This is a genomic window from Nostoc sp. (assembly GCF_036919615.1).
Taxonomy (GTDB): domain Bacteria; phylum Cyanobacteriota; class Cyanobacteriia; order Cyanobacteriales; family Nostocaceae; genus Nostoc.
Map to the genome: position 1 here is coordinate 41,409 of NZ_JBALCN010000020.1, position 15,485 is coordinate 56,893.

Here is a 15,485-nt window from a genome sequence, read left to right on the forward strand (position 1 = left end):
TGTGATAAATTATTTATGACTTACGATAATCGCGCCGAAGTGCGAAAGGTTTTAATTATTACCCTACTGCTCAACCTGTTTGTAATGGGATTGAAAGCACTTGTGGGCTACTGGACAGGTTCTTTGAGTTTGCTAGCTGATGCCTTGCATAGTGTGACAGATAGCGCTAACAATGTTTTAGGATTAATTGCAAGTAAATTTTCTTCTCCACAACCTGATCGCGAACATCCCTACGGACACCACAAATTTGAAGCCGTAGGAGCTCTAGGAATTGCTTCATTTTTAGGAATAGCCTGTTTTGAAATTCTGCAAGGAGCAATCGAACGAATTCTCAAAGGTGGTGGTGAACCTGTGAGAATATCACCACCTGAGTTGTGGTTATTACTAATTGTGCTGGGTGTGAATATTTTTGTGGCGTTTTACGAACGCAGTGTGGGTAGGCGGGTAGGTAGCTCAATCCTCATAGCTGACGCGACACATACCATGAGCGATATTTGGGTGACAATCTCTGTAATTGGCGGTTTGATAGGAGTTTGGCTAGGTTATCAATGGATGGATTTGGCGTTAGCTTTTCCTGTCGCTTTGTTGGTATTTTGGAGTGGCTGGTCAGTTTTAAAAGAGAATTTGCCTTCACTTGTGGATCAAATGGCGATCGCACCAGAAGCAATACATGCGATCACTACTTCTATTCCAGGTGTAATTAACTGTCATGCGATCGCTTCTCGCGGCGTTCTTGGTCGTCAGGTGTTTATTGAAATGCATTTAATAGTAGATGCACCAGACGTAGAAACCGCCCACCATATCACCGAAGAAGTAGAAAGCCGATTAGAAGAGCGGTTCCGTCCAGTGAGGATTTTAATTCACGTCGAGCCACCAGCATATAAGTCTGAGCAAATTAGCTTTGAAACCGGAGCTAAGTAGTCTCAGCAATTCCAAATCACGCCTTGTTCAAATGTAAAGCAGCGTCTTTTAGAGGATGAAACAGTTTTCCCCTTAAAAACTTATTATTACCAACATTTTTTTCAAAAACCAACACCTCACCAAAATGATGTTGTAGCACCTTGATTTCTTTGTTTTAAAAATATCATGAGGAACATGAGAAAAAATCAGGTAAATAACAAATAACGACCGACAAATGAATGCATCTTTGTGTTAACTCTTATAAGAAGCAACCAAATTTGCGACGATCACAACTAGTTCTCCTGGATCAACTGGTTTAGCCACGTGAGTCTGAAAGCCTGCTTCCAGGGCACGGCTACGATACTCACTATCGCCATAGGCAGTTAAGGCGATAGCGGGAAGTTTTCCCCAAATATCAGGCTTCAACGCCCGGATTTTGCGGATGAGAGTGTAGCCATCTTCACCAGGCATAGCAATATCACAAATCAAGACATCTGGTTGCAACTCTGGTAGTACTTTCAATGCTACCGCTGCCGATGCAACTGCCATGACGGTGGCTCCATCAGCTTCCAACACGGTAGTAATGTAAAAGCGGCTATCGTCATCATCATCAACTACGAGGATGTTTAAGCTAGCAAGGGGGAGAGGAGGTTCCATGACATCTTCATTAACGTTGATCAAATGAAAGTTATTTTTAATGAGCTGCTTGTTTTTTTCTCAGTGACCACACCATTGGTAATTTTACTGCGATCGCGCCTATTTTCCTAGACAATAGCTCAATTTGTCTAGCCACCATCTAATTGATGGTTAATTATTCGCTGGCATTTATAATTATTGACTGGATAAAATTATCTTATTGTTTAAATTCCTTTATATTTAAAAAAATAACTTTAACGAATAGTTGGAGTTCAAGAATAATCTTGCTAAGGGACTGACAAAAAATAAATTATCCAAAATTCTTTGTAAATTTGTAGAGGATTTTGTCCAAGATCCCACGGAGATGGGATATTTTTTTAACTGGAAGTCCCTAATTACTGACTGCTTTATAACTGGAGTTTAGACTAAAAGTTAGCGATCGCCACCCCAAATTGAATTTTTTCCACATTATTGATAATGATAATCTAATACAATAGGACTTACGCAAAAAACCTCTCAAACTCTTATTCCTCCGTGTCGCGCCAGTTGCTTCTCCTATCGGAGACGCTGCGCGAACAAGTCTCTTAACCCGCCCAACCCACTGGCTTCTCTGTGTCTGGAGTGGTTCGTTCTTCCATGATCCGTGCGTAAGTCCTGTACAAGTAAGGAAAAGTTGAGCGTCGCTCACTCCTGGTGCGGACAGTACGCGAACAGACCTGTTTAAATTTGGGATTTTGAATCTTTCAATTCAAAATCCCAAATTTAAACATCGTAAATTTGGTGATTAACTTTTAGTTAAGTCAACTCAAACTTGATTACTCCCATTCAATGGTTCCAGGCGGCTTAGAGGTGATGTCATAAACTACCCGATTCACCCCTTTCACCTCATTCACAATCCGAGTAGAAATCACTTCCAGTACATCGTAAGGGACTCTGGCCCAATCAGCAGTCATGCCATCTTCACTGGTCACAATCCGCAAAACAATCGGGTAAGCGTAAGTACGTTGATCCCCCATAACGCCAACACTACGAATTGGCAGCAATACAGCAAATGCTTGCCAGAAATCATGATACATGCCGCGTTGATTAATTTCTTGCCGGACAATCAAATCGGCATCGCGCAAAATGTTTAACCGCTCAGATGTGACTTCCCCCAGAATGCGAATTGCCAAACCAGGCCCAGGAAAAGGTTGCCGTTGGACAATTTCTTCTGGTAAACCAATGGAACGCCCAACTTTGCGGACTTCATCTTTAAATAGTTTCCGCAGTGGTTCCACCAATTTAAATCTTAGGTCTTTGGGCAAACCGCCAACATTGTGATGACTCTTAATTTTTACCGCTACCCGCTCACCAGTTTGGGGATCAACGTTGGTGTCAGCAGATTCGATCACATCTGGATAAAGAGTCCCTTGAGCCAGATAGTCAAAGTGACCGAGGCGCTTGGATGTTTCCTCAAATACACTGATAAATTCGTGTCCGATGCGGCGGCGTTTTTCTTCAGGATCTGTGATATTGGCAACCTTAGCTAAAAAGCGATCGCGAGCATTAACATACTCTACAGGAATGTGAAACTGCTCTTGGAATAGCTTTACCAATCGCTCTGGCTCATACTTTCGCATAAAGCCTTGATCGATAAACACACAAGTCAGTTGTTCACCAATCGCTTTATACAGTAAGAAGGCCAGGGTAGAAGAATCCACTCCCCCAGACAGCGCCAACAGCACCCGCTTTTCACCAACTCTGGCGCGAATTTCTCGAATTGCGTCTTCGACAAAAGCCGCTGTTGTCCAAGTAGGTTCGCAATCGCAGATATGATAGACAAAATTACGGATTAATGCTATACCGCCAACAGAATGCACCACCTCTGGATGAAACTGAACGCCGTAAAGTTTCCTTTCGTGGTCGGCAATCGCCGCACAGGGGGTATTTTCTGTATGTGCCAGCAATTCAAACCCTGATGGCATTTGGGTAACTGAGTCTCCATGACTCATCCACATGGTAGTCCCATCTTCGACATTAGTGAGCAAATCTGTGGGATCATCAATATATAATGAGGCTTTGCCGTATTCACCTCGATCGGCCTTTGCCACTTCCCCACCGAGTTGGTTCACCATCAGCTGCATCCCATAGCAAACACCCAAGATGGGTATTCCCAAATTCCAGATTTCTGAGTCACAATGGGGAGCGTTATCACCATAAACCGAACTCGGGCCACCGGAGAGGATGATTCCCTTAGGATTGAGTTGGCGCAGATGTGCAGAAGTCGTGCGATAGGACAAAACTTCCGAGTATACTTGAGTCTCGCGGATGCGACGGGCAATCAGCTCAGAATATTGAGAGCCGAAGTCCAGAATTACAATCAATTGACGATCAAGCCGCCCAAAATTTTCCAATCTTTGGGGCGCTAGTTCTGTTGGTAGAGTCACCGCTGTATTCATGACGGGAAAGTTATATCTGTTAAGGATAAATAGATGCTTTGTGGTCTATGGTGATGCTATTATTCAGCCTGGGCAGGCTGATAATGGTATAGAGAGCCTTTACAAACGCAACTTTATGTGCATTTGTCTAGTCCCGGAGTCAGAGATGGTATTAGAACGATAAACTTACCCGAAAGTGGTTACTTAAGAGATTATTTATTTGGATTGTTTACGATTATTCATAATAAATTAACATAATTTTCCGATTAACAGACCAGCAGTTTTACTCTTCACGATAATTTTGCGATCGCGATCAAAGAGGATAGAGCCACAGACTGTTACTCCTGTGCGCCTTTCGCTATGGCTTTGAATGTATTCTTGGGAACGAACATCGATGGTTTCGGCGATCGCAGTGTAAACTTGATTTACCCAATCACTGCCTGTGGAAGCATCTAGCAATCTCAGGTATTTTAGTGCTGCTTCTGCAGTCGCACTGTTAAACACAGCTTGGATATCTGGTAATTTTAAACCTGCGATCGCACAGTGCGCTGCCAAAATTTCTCGACGTCCATCAGCCAAATTGTGATGGGTGTGAAAAATCCCCCCAGCCAGTTTCATCAGCTTACCGTGATAGCCAAATAATAAGATTTCTTTCACACCCAATACATCAGCTTCTACTAACATTGGGCCGAGCCAGTTAGCAGTCTTGACCAATTGCTCAGGATTAATCCCTAGTTTGGGCGCCAAATCTAGGCCATTCTCGCCGATACAGAATACTAAACTCTCAAAACGACTGGCTTTATTTTGTAATTCCGCCCGAAAAATTGCAAGCTGATCTGGTGTACTTAAGGGTTGAGAAATGCCGGTTGTGCCTAAAAGGGAAAGTCCTTCAACCACACCAAAAGCAGAATTTGAAGTTCTAACAGCTAGTGATCGCCCTTGGGGTAAAATAATCGTCACCGTGATTTTTTCCCCCGGTGCTAGCATCCGTTGTAAGTTTTCTTTTAAGAGCCTTTGAGCATAGGCATAAATAGCCGGCTTATCATCAGCATTCATCTGTCTGCCAATTCCTTCCCCGCCTTTTATAATTACTGCTTCCCCCTCTTCCCTCCACTCCACCAGTGCCCAAATCGGTGTATCTTTAGTCAGGTCAAGATTATCACCAGGGTCACTACGAGCGATCGCTAAAGCTGTATTCTCAGATAATCCTGCTACCTGTTCAATGGGGATTTCGGCGATTTGGCTGGGTTCAATTAGATATATGGACGCTATGGTTAATGGTTGGCGATCGTGCAACCAATGTAAAGCTGCAACAGCAGCAGCGCACGCAAATACCGGGAGTGTGTATCCAGAACGGGACATTTTTTCAATTCAGAAGTCAAAATAATTATTCAAAGTTGTTCGTGTAGCGTCTCGTAGAGAAGACAGTTTCAGACAGCAATTTAGATCCCAACTGTAGCTGCTTGCTTCCTTCAGGGTAACGTTCCCATTCAGCGGCAGTAGATAACTTCGGCAACAGCACAAACGGCTTTCGTCTGTCCGGCTGCATTGGGGTTGTTAGATGCATCCTATAGCCTTTAGATACTCTTTTAAGACTTAAAATTTAGAGTGCCTACAATATCCGTCAACAACTTATCAAACATTTCTCCTTGCTCATGTTGTTCCATTCCACTTATAGGTTTACTAGGTGGATTAAGCGTCTGAAATTGCTCTAGTTCAGATAATGAGAAAGCAGTTTTACAAGGATCAAGGATGATAGAAAAAATAAGAGCACCTTCATCTTCAGCAGCTTTCAGAAGTTGTGGCAACTCATTCTCTGAAATAAAATCAGAAGCTAGAAAGTTTGAGCTGACGAGTAAGATAGCTATTTTTGCTGAATCTAGAGCCTTCTTTATTTCATCCCTCCATTTCATGCCCGTTTTGATTCTACTATCGTCCCAACGATCAACCAAACCTTTTTTTTCTAATGGCTTAAGATAAATCTGTAGTTTTTTTAGCCATTCACTATCTGAATGGTTATAGCTTATGAAAACTTTATTGCGTGTGCTAGATTCACTCATACCAATTGCTTTGCGTAAATAACTAGGAGAAGATTGTCGTAAATAAAATATAAGTTGAGGATCATCTATCACTAGAGCCAGTGCATATTTATCATAAAAAATGAACTGCTTGTATTGAGGATATTCTTTTTCCAATTTATCTATATAGTTCTGCGTTAAAAACTCCTCGATTCCTGATAGCAGGTGAGGATGAGTCTTTTTGGTATGAACAAGAGGTAAATAACCTTCTTCGCATCTTGCAAGCTCTAGTAAAATATTGAGAAAATTATGATTTTTACGCCCGTTTAAAAGAGAGAAGAAGCGTATGAAATTTCCATATTTCAAATCCATTACTTTTTTAGTTTCTTCTATCTCTTCTTCTAAATAGTCATGAATTGTCTTAAGTCTTTCTTCAGTTTGTGTAACACCCTCACGGGCAGCCAGCTTTGCACAAAGCATTTGTGCAATATTTAAGCTTCCATTAGCGACATTAACAAGCTCAGCCTTTCTTGAAAAACGAATATTTAGAGCTAATTCACCTTTTTCAATCATCTGCTCTACGAGAATATCTGAAGTTTTGCCCATTGATACTACTTCAATTCTTGTGGCTACGTCATAGCCAACATCAATGAGTTGTGTCCTTGTATGTGGAATTCCAACAATAACAATTTTTTGAGAAGACTCTTGATCTGCAAAGTATTTGAGGCGATTCACTAAATGATTCCCAAGATTTCGATCAAGAAAATGAAAATCATCTATGGCTATAATTCCTTCTTGCCATACATCTATATTTCTTAGTCTTTCTACATGCTCTGGGAAACGAGCACTCAAAATTGTAACCTTACTATCATCACCAACTATTTCTAGCTGAAAAAGTGCCTCTTTTAATGCTGTTGTTTTTCCGATACCAGATGGCCCTTCGATAACTACACCTCTCCCTGGGTGAGCTAAAGCCATTTTTAATCGGTAAAAATTCGCAGGTTCTACAAACGTGATTTTAGGTACACCCGATTCCTTGAAAACCTCATAAAGTAGATACTTTTTTTCAGGTGCTAAATTAAAGTCGTGAGTATTAGGCGTTTGTACTTCTCGCGCTGTTTTTGATTGCTCTGCTATTAGTCGGATACCCTGTGCGATTTCAATAAATGCCTCATCACGGTTTTCCCACCGAGAAATAGGTCTGCCATCACGCGGAAGTACTTGTAAACTGCTGAAGGGTGCATCAGACCAATCTACAGGCCTTACTATTATTGGAACTACTATTGCTTCTTTAGCTCTATGTCTTTGCAAAGCATATTCCATCTCTCTTGTATAAGAATAATCTGAAGCTAAATAATCTGAGCTAACAAAAAGTAATAAGATTTGAGACTGCTTTAATTGTTCGGAAATATTTTCCCTCCAATCATTACCAGCATCTATATCTCGCTCATACCAAGCATCAATAATTCCTTGTCTTTTAAGAATAGACATATGCGTTTTTAACTGTGCATAGTAATTTAAATCTATTCTTGAGTAAGAGCAGAAGATAGTGACTGGAGTTTCTCGCTGAGATTTTGGTTCTCTAATTACCTGTTCATCATCAATTTGTTGATTGCCTTTCTCTTCTTTTGTACTTTTGAGACGGAGTTCTCTTTCTAGATAATCTAGTTCTTGTTCTATTGTGTTTAGTTCGACTACAACTGATTCAATTTGTTTTTCTGATTGGAATTTTCTAGCAATATCAGTTTCAATTACGTAAACGCTTCTCAATCGGCTAAGCTTTTCGCTTAACAAATTCCACTGCTCAATGAGTAATTCGTATTTAAGTTCTATGCGTTTACTTGTACTCATTAGCTCCTACCGATTCGCCGACACCTGACGTTGCCATCATTTTAGTCTACAAAATTATTTTTTAGAAGCTCCCGATTGTAAGGTATGCGTAATGCATCTAACTATTGATTATACGGAAACTTTTTATATAACTACCCTATATTGAGTAATTATACAGATTTTTGTATATAACACTCTAATACAGCTAAATATACCGAAATTTTCCAAATAACTACCCCACACAGGGTATTTATACTGAATATTTCTTGATAACACCTCTTTTCAGACATTATCCCGAAATTTTCCTCATAACTGCCCAATTCGGCATTATATCCCGAATAATAATGCTCCCAGTGCGTTACCGATAGCGAGGCGTTAGCGAGTCTTGTCTGCGACACGCTACGCGAACGAGCCTCACAGCCCATCGTAGACATCGCTCGATCAAAAATCTCAAACTACTTTAACTTTGAACACGAAAAGACAGATTCTTAACTACGCTATCACCAAAAGACGAAGCTGCACAATGGCACAGTTGAGCCGCCGCAGATAACCTTTGGCTCTCAAAGATCACTCTTGGTCAGTCGGCTTTAACGCAGTGTTAGCCTGCTGATTACTGCCTCTTGCTGCTTCTAGCTTTTGGCGAATCGCTGCTTGAACCTTCTCATCAAAATCGGGATCGTCGGGGCTTGCAACAATCCTACGCGGGCGCTGATTAATCCTGTCCAAGTATGCTTGAAAAGCAGCTTGATCACCGCGATGTTTGAGAAAATACTGTTTCAATTCAACATCAGACATTGAATCGTAATTAATTCGGCTCATCAGACAACTCTCTGTTGGGTAAAATTTGGAATTCAATCTCTTCGTCATACCCAGCAAGGATGTATACATTACGAGTCCAATTATCAATGCAAATGAGATATATGGGCTGAAGCATGATATACGTCAGCTGATAGCTAATACAATACAAACTTGCTACTTGAGCAGCAGTAGGCATTTTAGTTAATTACACCACCTGCTCCCTATTTTGCTAGTTCCACATAACTGCCTAATTAAATAGTTAGACTCCCACTTCTGATAATAGAGCTTGCATAGCTTCCCAAGAGAGTCCTTGTTGAATATAACGGGGTGCTTCAGGATTGTAAGGACTAGCTACTCGGTCAATATTGAGGATGTTTGCCCCATCTGGTAGAACTGGTACATCTGCATCAAATGCTGTTGGACGCATCAAAGAACTGGAAAAGCCTTTGAAAACAGCAATTGTATCTTGCTCATCAGCAATTTCCAGCGTTACAAGTAAGACTTCTTGAGGGCGTTTAGCAGTGTATTGTTCCAGTCGCTTGCCAATGGAATTCATTTTTTTAAGAGTAGGGGTACGGTGGCGCAGCGATCATTACTGTGGTGTTGCCGAGCGTCCCTGCTTGCCCAGCTTAATCAGAACAAAATAGCTTAAGTAAAGCACATAAATGACTAAACTAATTATGCCAAGAAAACCTAAGAACTCAGCCTTGCTATTAGCATGGAAATATTCTTTGAATAGCAAGGGAGCCTCGAACCAGACGCGACAATTGGGAGTCTTCAGCATATTGCCAGAAAAAGCACAACCCAAAAAAGGGATAAAAGCTAGTGTACCCAAAATACAATAAACAGTTGTAGCCCAGCGCCAAGAGGTAAAAATAAATTTCAAAGAGCCACTGGTTTGATACTCAATTTCATCGTTGAGATCCACCCAGAACCACAGCGAAATCGGGATCAAAATCCGAGCCGTCAACCCAGAGATAAAGCTAACTGGATACTGGGCAATCATTAAGTAAATCGTGATTGCTACTAGGCTTGATACTCGCCAGTATATACTCAATAAGCGTTGTATGCTTTCTGCTTTTTGCACAAATGCCCAAATCAAAAGAATTAGCGGAATAATTACCAGGAATAATACTGCCAGTCGGTAATCAATCCAGACAAAAGGGCGAAACCAAGTATTATAGTCCATAGTTTTTCTCAAACAATAGATAAAAAAGAATTCAGAAGTCAAGAGTCAGAATTAATCTAGTGGTATTTTATACCACTACCTGATTGTAGACCGCTTAATAAGGCAGGGGTCTTAAACCTTTTTATTCAGGAGTCAATCGGACTCCAATTCATGCTGAATTTTGACTCCTGAATTCAGCATGAATTCTTCTTGATAATAGTTTAATCAAAGCACAAAGCTCAGTAGTTAGCCTCAAGACTGCGCTCTAACTTCTTTCTGTAAGCAAGTGGATCTCCAGGTTCGTTAGCTTGTTTACCCTGTGAAGCTCCCCCCAACCCACGCCACTTGCTCTTTTCTTCCTTTACCCCCTTTTTAAGTGGGTAAAGGCAGGCGGGGGATCTTAACCGAACCGTATTGAGTGGCTCTCCAACTCATAGGATTTCACAAAATTTACTATAAACATTGTTTGTAGAGGCGTCTACATGCACACTGGTGTGCAACTTAAGCCAAAACCTTTTCAAACCTCGTTAAGAACCTCTGTCCATTGGTGACAACTTAAGGTTATGAGCTATTTTTAAATAAGCAATAGTGCTTAAAAGCTTGTCCGAAATCGAGGTTGAAACACAATTTTTAAGCTAGCGCTCACGTCATATTTTAAAAGCATCGTTTACCCTTGTCCTCAAACCAGGGTATGAAGCTAAATGTAATACTCAATATTCAGTTTATTTATAGCTTAATTATTGTTGACAAAAATAATTTTGTTTTAAATTGTCACCAATAGCCCAAATAAGGAATTTATTTTTTTGTCTACACGACGACTAAAGTCGGGCGCTTTAAACTAAACGCTTGCAAGCAGGGGACGTGGCAACTCGCCGCGTCCCCCACTCTTTGCGTCTTTTTTGGTCAATCCTGGTTGCTTGCTGACCCACCGAACAGAAAATTCACTTGCCTTAATTTCTAATCATCGTAAACCCGGCATTCAATTGCATCTGGGTTGTCATCACAATACTGTTCTAGAGAGTTTTTTGGCTTGCTTTGGCGCTTGTGGGAAGCTTCGGCTTGCAATTCTTCTACTGCATCCCAAGCAGCAGCACACTCTGGTGAGTTGCTACCACTTAGATCACAGACAGTACGCGCTTGTTCCACTTCTTGTTGGATTTGTTCTTGGATGTCGCTCTTTACTGTTTCTTGGATGTTGGTCATTGCTTTAATCTCGTTGTGTGTTGTTAATACTAGTATAGAAAAAGTTCAGATATGGCAGTTTTTGGCTTGATTATTAACCATTCTAACCATTTAGCTGATCATAAGTTAGGGTTTTTGCCTATTGATTTCTAACCAATACAGCAAACTAGCGCATCTGTAATGCATTTACCTTTATTTTTTAAGATTTTGTGGAATCAGTAGCATAGATAAATAATCATACAATATATTTAGATGCAATATATTAGGGAATGACAACCCCAGCTTCTTGGGATGAAGTAGACGAAGGGCTGGCGTCAATTCTTGTAGGATGCAATTCTTCCCAAAATAAAAAATCAAAACCTACTAGCCTAAAAAGAGAAAGAAGCTCAAAACTCATGGCAGACCAAATGCAGTGGGCAAACGCCCTGTCAACCCGTCATTCTTTGGAAGCCGCTGTTACAGATGTGGTGGAACGAGCTGTCTCATCGTTAACAGCACCTGCGGATCTAGGACTGGTATTCATTTCGTCTGCTTTTACGAGTGAGTATTCCCGACTGTTACCCTTGTTAGCTGAGAAACTTTCTGTGCCAGTGCTAATTGGCTGTAGTGGTGGAGGTGTGATTGGGACAACAGTTAGCGGAGATACCCAAGAACTGGAAACAGAACCAGCTATTAGCTTGACTTTAGCACACCTTCCAGGAGTGAAGGTTCAAGTTTTTCATATTGTTGCTGAAGAATTACCTGACTTAGACAGTTCACCAGATGCTTGGGTTGATTTGATCGGTGTGCCAGCATCACCGACACCCCAGTTCATCTTGCTGTCTAGTTCTTTCGCCTCTGGAATCAACGATTTGTTGCAGGGGTTGGATTTTGCTTACCCAGGATCGGTGATAGTGGGGGGACAGGCTAGTGGTGGGGGTATGGGTGGTCGTGTTGCCCTATTTTGTAACGATGCTAGCAGTGAGGAACACCAAAGCCTGTATCGTGAGGGCACTGTTGGTATAGCTTTGACTGGTAATATTGTTTTGGAGACGATTGTAGCCCAAGGATGCCGACCGATTGGCAAACCATTGCAAGTCACAAAAGCCGATCGCAATATTATTTTGGAGTTAGATGAGAAAGTACCTCTGATGGTGTTGCGAGATTTGATTGCCAGTCTCAGCGAACAAGAACGGACTTTAGCACAGCACTCTCTGTTTGTTGGTGTGGCAATGGATGAATTTAAGATGGCTTTGCAGCAAGGAGACTTTTTAATTCGTGGTATTCTTGGGGTCGATCCAACAGCTGGGGCGATCGCAATTGGCGATCGCGTCCGTCCTGGTCAAAGGCTGCAATTCCACCTACGCGATGCCCAAGCCTCTGCTGAAGACCTAGAATTACTCCTCCAAAGTTATCAACACCAACGAGAATCTGAACCCTCTGCCGTAGCTGCCTTGATGTTTTCCTGTCTGGGGCGAGGTGAAGGACTGTATGGTAAACCCAATTTCGATTCTGAACTATTTCGGCGCTACCTTAACGATATTCCTGTGGGCGGCTTTTTCTGTGGCGGTGAAATCGGCCCTGTTGGTGGCAGAACCTTCTTACACGCTTACACTTCAGCATTTGGAATTTGTCGCCAAAATCAGTTATGAATTATGAATTAGACTCCTGACTGAAACGGAAAATTAACAAGCCCCTAAATAAATTTAGGGGCTTGTTAATTTGGAATTTTGAATTCAGAGCGTACCCCTTCTCTTAAGCAAGCTACGCCTTGGTCTCGTAGAGAAGTGACGTGACCTCGTTTGCTACTTGAATTTACCAGGACTTACGCACTAGTTACGGAGTAACGTAGACGCGGAGCGGCTTGCCGCAGGCTACCGCAGAGGCGCAGGGGACACGGAGAAATCAGAGTTCGAGAGATATTTTGCGTAAGTCCTATTTACCTGAGAATTAAACTCACTTTTTTATAAAGTTATTCTGTGCGATCGCCTGCTTTTTCATGCCCTATTTGAGTTGTCAAAATCTTTGGCGATAATGATAGTTAAAAAAAGAGTGGAGGAGGTGAACGACATTCACCATCTCCACATTATTAAGAATATTTTGAGTATTTTAACTGATTGACAAAAGGCGCTTTATTTTAACCTCTCACAGACGTATTACAACTGCCTTCGCAAGCTTGGCTTGTGAGCCAGTAGCTTCAGTCTATGGTTCACAAGCCAAAGTGAGATGCTCCCAGCACAAAATAGCTGTTTGTTTAGCATTTAGCTATCCTTCTATACTTGCAGATATAGGATTCATACTTGAATATTGAAATATACTTATAACTGGCAATGCCTACCACATAAGGGTTTTGGTGAGCTATAGATACTTAAATTTTTTCATAAATCAAATATGAGTCCTATATATATTGATATAAATGCCTGGAAGACTTGTATATATAGACAAATATATTCCTTGTATAGGCTAGTTTAAATATTAATTTATACCTTGTGTTCTTTAATAAAAAGCTCCATGATTGATTGAAGAAGCACATAGTTATAGGTTAGTTAACAATAATGCCAATAGACTTCGTTATGTTTTCTGATTCATGGCAAGAAAATATCTAATATTAATCTGAAAATTATTCATGTCGGAGTTCGATTAATCCAATGCTAGAAGGATGGATTCAAATTGTATTAACGCTACTAATTGTAGTAGCGCTTACTCCCTTTTTTGGGCGCTATATGGCGCGTGTCTACCTAGAGCAAAGTACTTTTCTCGACCCAATTTTGAATCCAGTTGAAGGAGTACTTTATTCCTTGGTTGGCGTTAAAACCAAAGAAAACATGACGGGCTGGCAGTATGGGCGGGCAATCCTGTATAGCAATGTAGCAATGGGGTTGCTGATTTTCTTGATCATCATGAATCAAGGATGGTTACCCCTCAACCCCACAGGGATAAATGCCCCAACTTGGGACACAACGCTGCATACTACCATTTCCTTTATTACTAATACCAACCAGCAGCACTATTCTGGTGAAACCTACATGAGTTATGCCAGCCAAATGTGGGGACTTGGTTATCACATGTTCACCTCTGCTGCGACTGGTTTGGCAGTAGGAATTGCTTTTATTCGGGGATTGACGGGTAGATCGTTGGGCAACTTTTATGTAGACCTAATTCGCTCGATTACCCGAATTTTACTGCCTATTTGTATTGTGGGCGCGATCGCCTTGATGGCAGCTGGCGTTCCAGAAACCCTGGCGGGTGCAGTTGTATTCCCTACCTTGGAAGATCCGAATATTAGTCAGGCGATCGCTCGTGGCCCTGTTGCCCATTTTGAAATTATTAAGCAATTAGGGGAAAACGGCGGCGGCTTTTTTGCCATCAACTCGGCACACCCTTTTGAAAACCCCAGCGGATTTTCAAACTTGATTCAGATTGTGGCCATGCTTTCAATTCCTACGTCCCTAATCTACACCTATGGTTTGTTTGCGAACAACACTAAGCAAGCCTGGTTAGTCTATGGCATGGTTGGGATTCTCTATATAGTATTTATCATCGTCACCGCCATTGGTGAATACAACGGCAATCCGGCTGTGAATACACTGCTAGGTAATCAGCAACCGAATCTAGAGGGTAAAGAAGTCCGGTTTGGTTGGGCGCAATCTGTGCTATTTGCAGTAAGTACAACTGGCACCATGTGCGGTGCAGTCAACAGTTTGCACGACTCCTTCATGCCCAACGGCGGTTTTATTACCCTTTCCAATATGTTCCTGCAAATTATCTGGGGTGGACAGGGTACAGGAACCGCTTACCTGTTTGCTTATTTGATTCTGGCTGTGTTCGCTACAGGGTTGATGGTGGGACGCACACCAGAATTTCTCGGACGCAAAATTGAGAAGCGCGAGGTTGTACTTGCTAGTTTCCTGATTCTGCTAGTTCACCCGATTGCAATTATGATTCCCACAGGTATCGCCTTGGCATTTCCTGACCAATTATCAGGAATTAGCAATCCCGGTTTCCACGGCTTTGCTCAAGTAATCTATGAATATGCCTCTGCTGCTGCTAACAACGGTTCTGGATTTGAAGGCTTAGGCGATTCACAACCTTCACCTTTTGCGATCGCTACGGGTGCAAAAACCACTGCAACTGCCTTGTGGTGGAATCTAAGTACCTGCTTCAGTTTACTAGCTGGACGCTATATTCCAATTTTGGGTTTGCTGTTCTTGGCAGATAGCATGTCCCGCAAGCAAGCTGTTCCCTACACAACTGGTACATTGCGAACTGATACCGGACTATTTACAGGTGTCACCGCAGGCGTAATTTTAATCTTGGGCGCACTGACATTCTTCCCAGTGCTGGCATTGGGGCCCATCGGTGAAGCTTTTTTTATCGCTAAAGGCATGGGCTAGGGGGAGTGAGGGGACAAGGGGGACAAGGAAGACAAGGGGGAGTAAGGGAGCAGGAGAAGCAGGGGGGAGTTAGAACTGGATTCATCCACCTTTGATACTCGTTCATCCATCTTTGATACTCATTCATTCACCTTTGATACTCATTCATCCACCTTTGATACTC

13 protein-coding genes are annotated in these 15,485 nt (G+C 41.8%); 3 read left to right on the forward strand and 10 right to left on the reverse strand.

The annotated features are described in order from the left end of the window. Nucleotides 1-15: 15 nt before the first annotated feature. Nucleotides 16-921: a cation diffusion facilitator family transporter gene (locus V7K48_RS07440; protein ID WP_335071041.1), complete on the forward strand. Its 906-nt coding sequence runs from the start codon at nt 16-18 to the stop codon at nt 919-921. A 231-nt stretch (nt 922-1,152) separates the two neighbouring features. On the opposite strand, the gene V7K48_RS07445 is transcribed toward V7K48_RS07440, so the two are convergent. The 10 genes from V7K48_RS07445 to V7K48_RS07485 form a co-directional block, all read right to left on the reverse strand. Further along, nucleotides 1,153-1,557, reverse strand: coding sequence for a response regulator (locus V7K48_RS07445; protein ID WP_335071043.1), 405 nt, complete (start codon nt 1,555-1,557; stop codon nt 1,153-1,155). A 794-nt stretch (nt 1,558-2,351) separates the two neighbouring features. Then, nucleotides 2,352-3,974, reverse strand: coding sequence for a glutamine-hydrolyzing GMP synthase (guaA, locus tag V7K48_RS07450; RefSeq protein ID WP_334971867.1), 1,623 nt, complete (start codon nt 3,972-3,974; stop codon nt 2,352-2,354). 228 nt (nt 3,975-4,202) lie between these two features. Beyond that, nucleotides 4,203-5,315, reverse strand: coding sequence for a cobalt-precorrin-5B (C(1))-methyltransferase CbiD (gene cbiD, locus V7K48_RS07455; protein ID WP_335071045.1), 1,113 nt, complete (start codon nt 5,313-5,315; stop codon nt 4,203-4,205). Nucleotides 5,316-5,340: 25 nt separating this feature from the next. After that, nucleotides 5,341-5,520: a hypothetical protein gene (locus V7K48_RS07460; protein WP_335071047.1), complete on the reverse strand. Its 180-nt coding sequence runs from the start codon at nt 5,518-5,520 to the stop codon at nt 5,341-5,343. Between the two features lie 22 nt (nt 5,521-5,542). Continuing rightward, the gene (locus V7K48_RS07465) at nt 5,543-7,822 is read right to left on the reverse strand and encodes a TIR domain-containing protein (protein ID WP_335071050.1); all 2,280 of its coding nucleotides are present in this window, start codon (nt 7,820-7,822) and stop codon (nt 5,543-5,545) included. A gap of 546 nt (nt 7,823-8,368) precedes the next feature. After that, the gene (locus V7K48_RS07470) at nt 8,369-8,620 is read right to left on the reverse strand and encodes a DUF6887 family protein (protein ID WP_335071052.1); all 252 of its coding nucleotides are present in this window, start codon (nt 8,618-8,620) and stop codon (nt 8,369-8,371) included. Continuing rightward, the gene (locus V7K48_RS34930; protein ID WP_442949421.1) at nt 8,607-8,795 is read right to left on the reverse strand and encodes a DUF6888 family protein; all 189 of its coding nucleotides are present in this window, start codon (nt 8,793-8,795) and stop codon (nt 8,607-8,609) included. Before V7K48_RS34930 ends, V7K48_RS07470 begins: the two co-directional genes overlap by 14 nt. Before the next feature lie 63 nt (nt 8,796-8,858). Next, nucleotides 8,859-9,155, reverse strand: coding sequence for a DUF7734 family protein (locus V7K48_RS07475; RefSeq protein ID WP_335071055.1), 297 nt, complete (start codon nt 9,153-9,155; stop codon nt 8,859-8,861). Nucleotides 9,156-9,191: 36 nt separating this feature from the next. Next, nucleotides 9,192-9,788: a DUF3177 family protein gene (locus tag V7K48_RS07480; RefSeq protein ID WP_335071057.1), complete on the reverse strand. Its 597-nt coding sequence runs from the start codon at nt 9,786-9,788 to the stop codon at nt 9,192-9,194. A gap of 936 nt (nt 9,789-10,724) precedes the next feature. After that, nucleotides 10,725-10,970 (reverse strand): Calvin cycle protein CP12, encoded by a 246-nt coding sequence (locus V7K48_RS07485; RefSeq protein ID WP_335071059.1) that lies wholly within the window; start codon nt 10,968-10,970, stop codon nt 10,725-10,727. 374 nt (nt 10,971-11,344) lie between these two features. On the opposite strand from V7K48_RS07485, the gene V7K48_RS07490 reads away from it, so the two are divergent. After that, nucleotides 11,345-12,580 (forward strand): FIST signal transduction protein, encoded by a 1,236-nt coding sequence (locus V7K48_RS07490; RefSeq protein ID WP_335071061.1) that lies wholly within the window; start codon nt 11,345-11,347, stop codon nt 12,578-12,580. A gap of 996 nt (nt 12,581-13,576) precedes the next feature. Continuing rightward, nucleotides 13,577-15,322, forward strand: coding sequence for a potassium-transporting ATPase subunit KdpA (kdpA, locus tag V7K48_RS07495; protein WP_335071063.1), 1,746 nt, complete (start codon nt 13,577-13,579; stop codon nt 15,320-15,322). Nucleotides 15,323-15,485 lie beyond the last annotated feature (163 nt).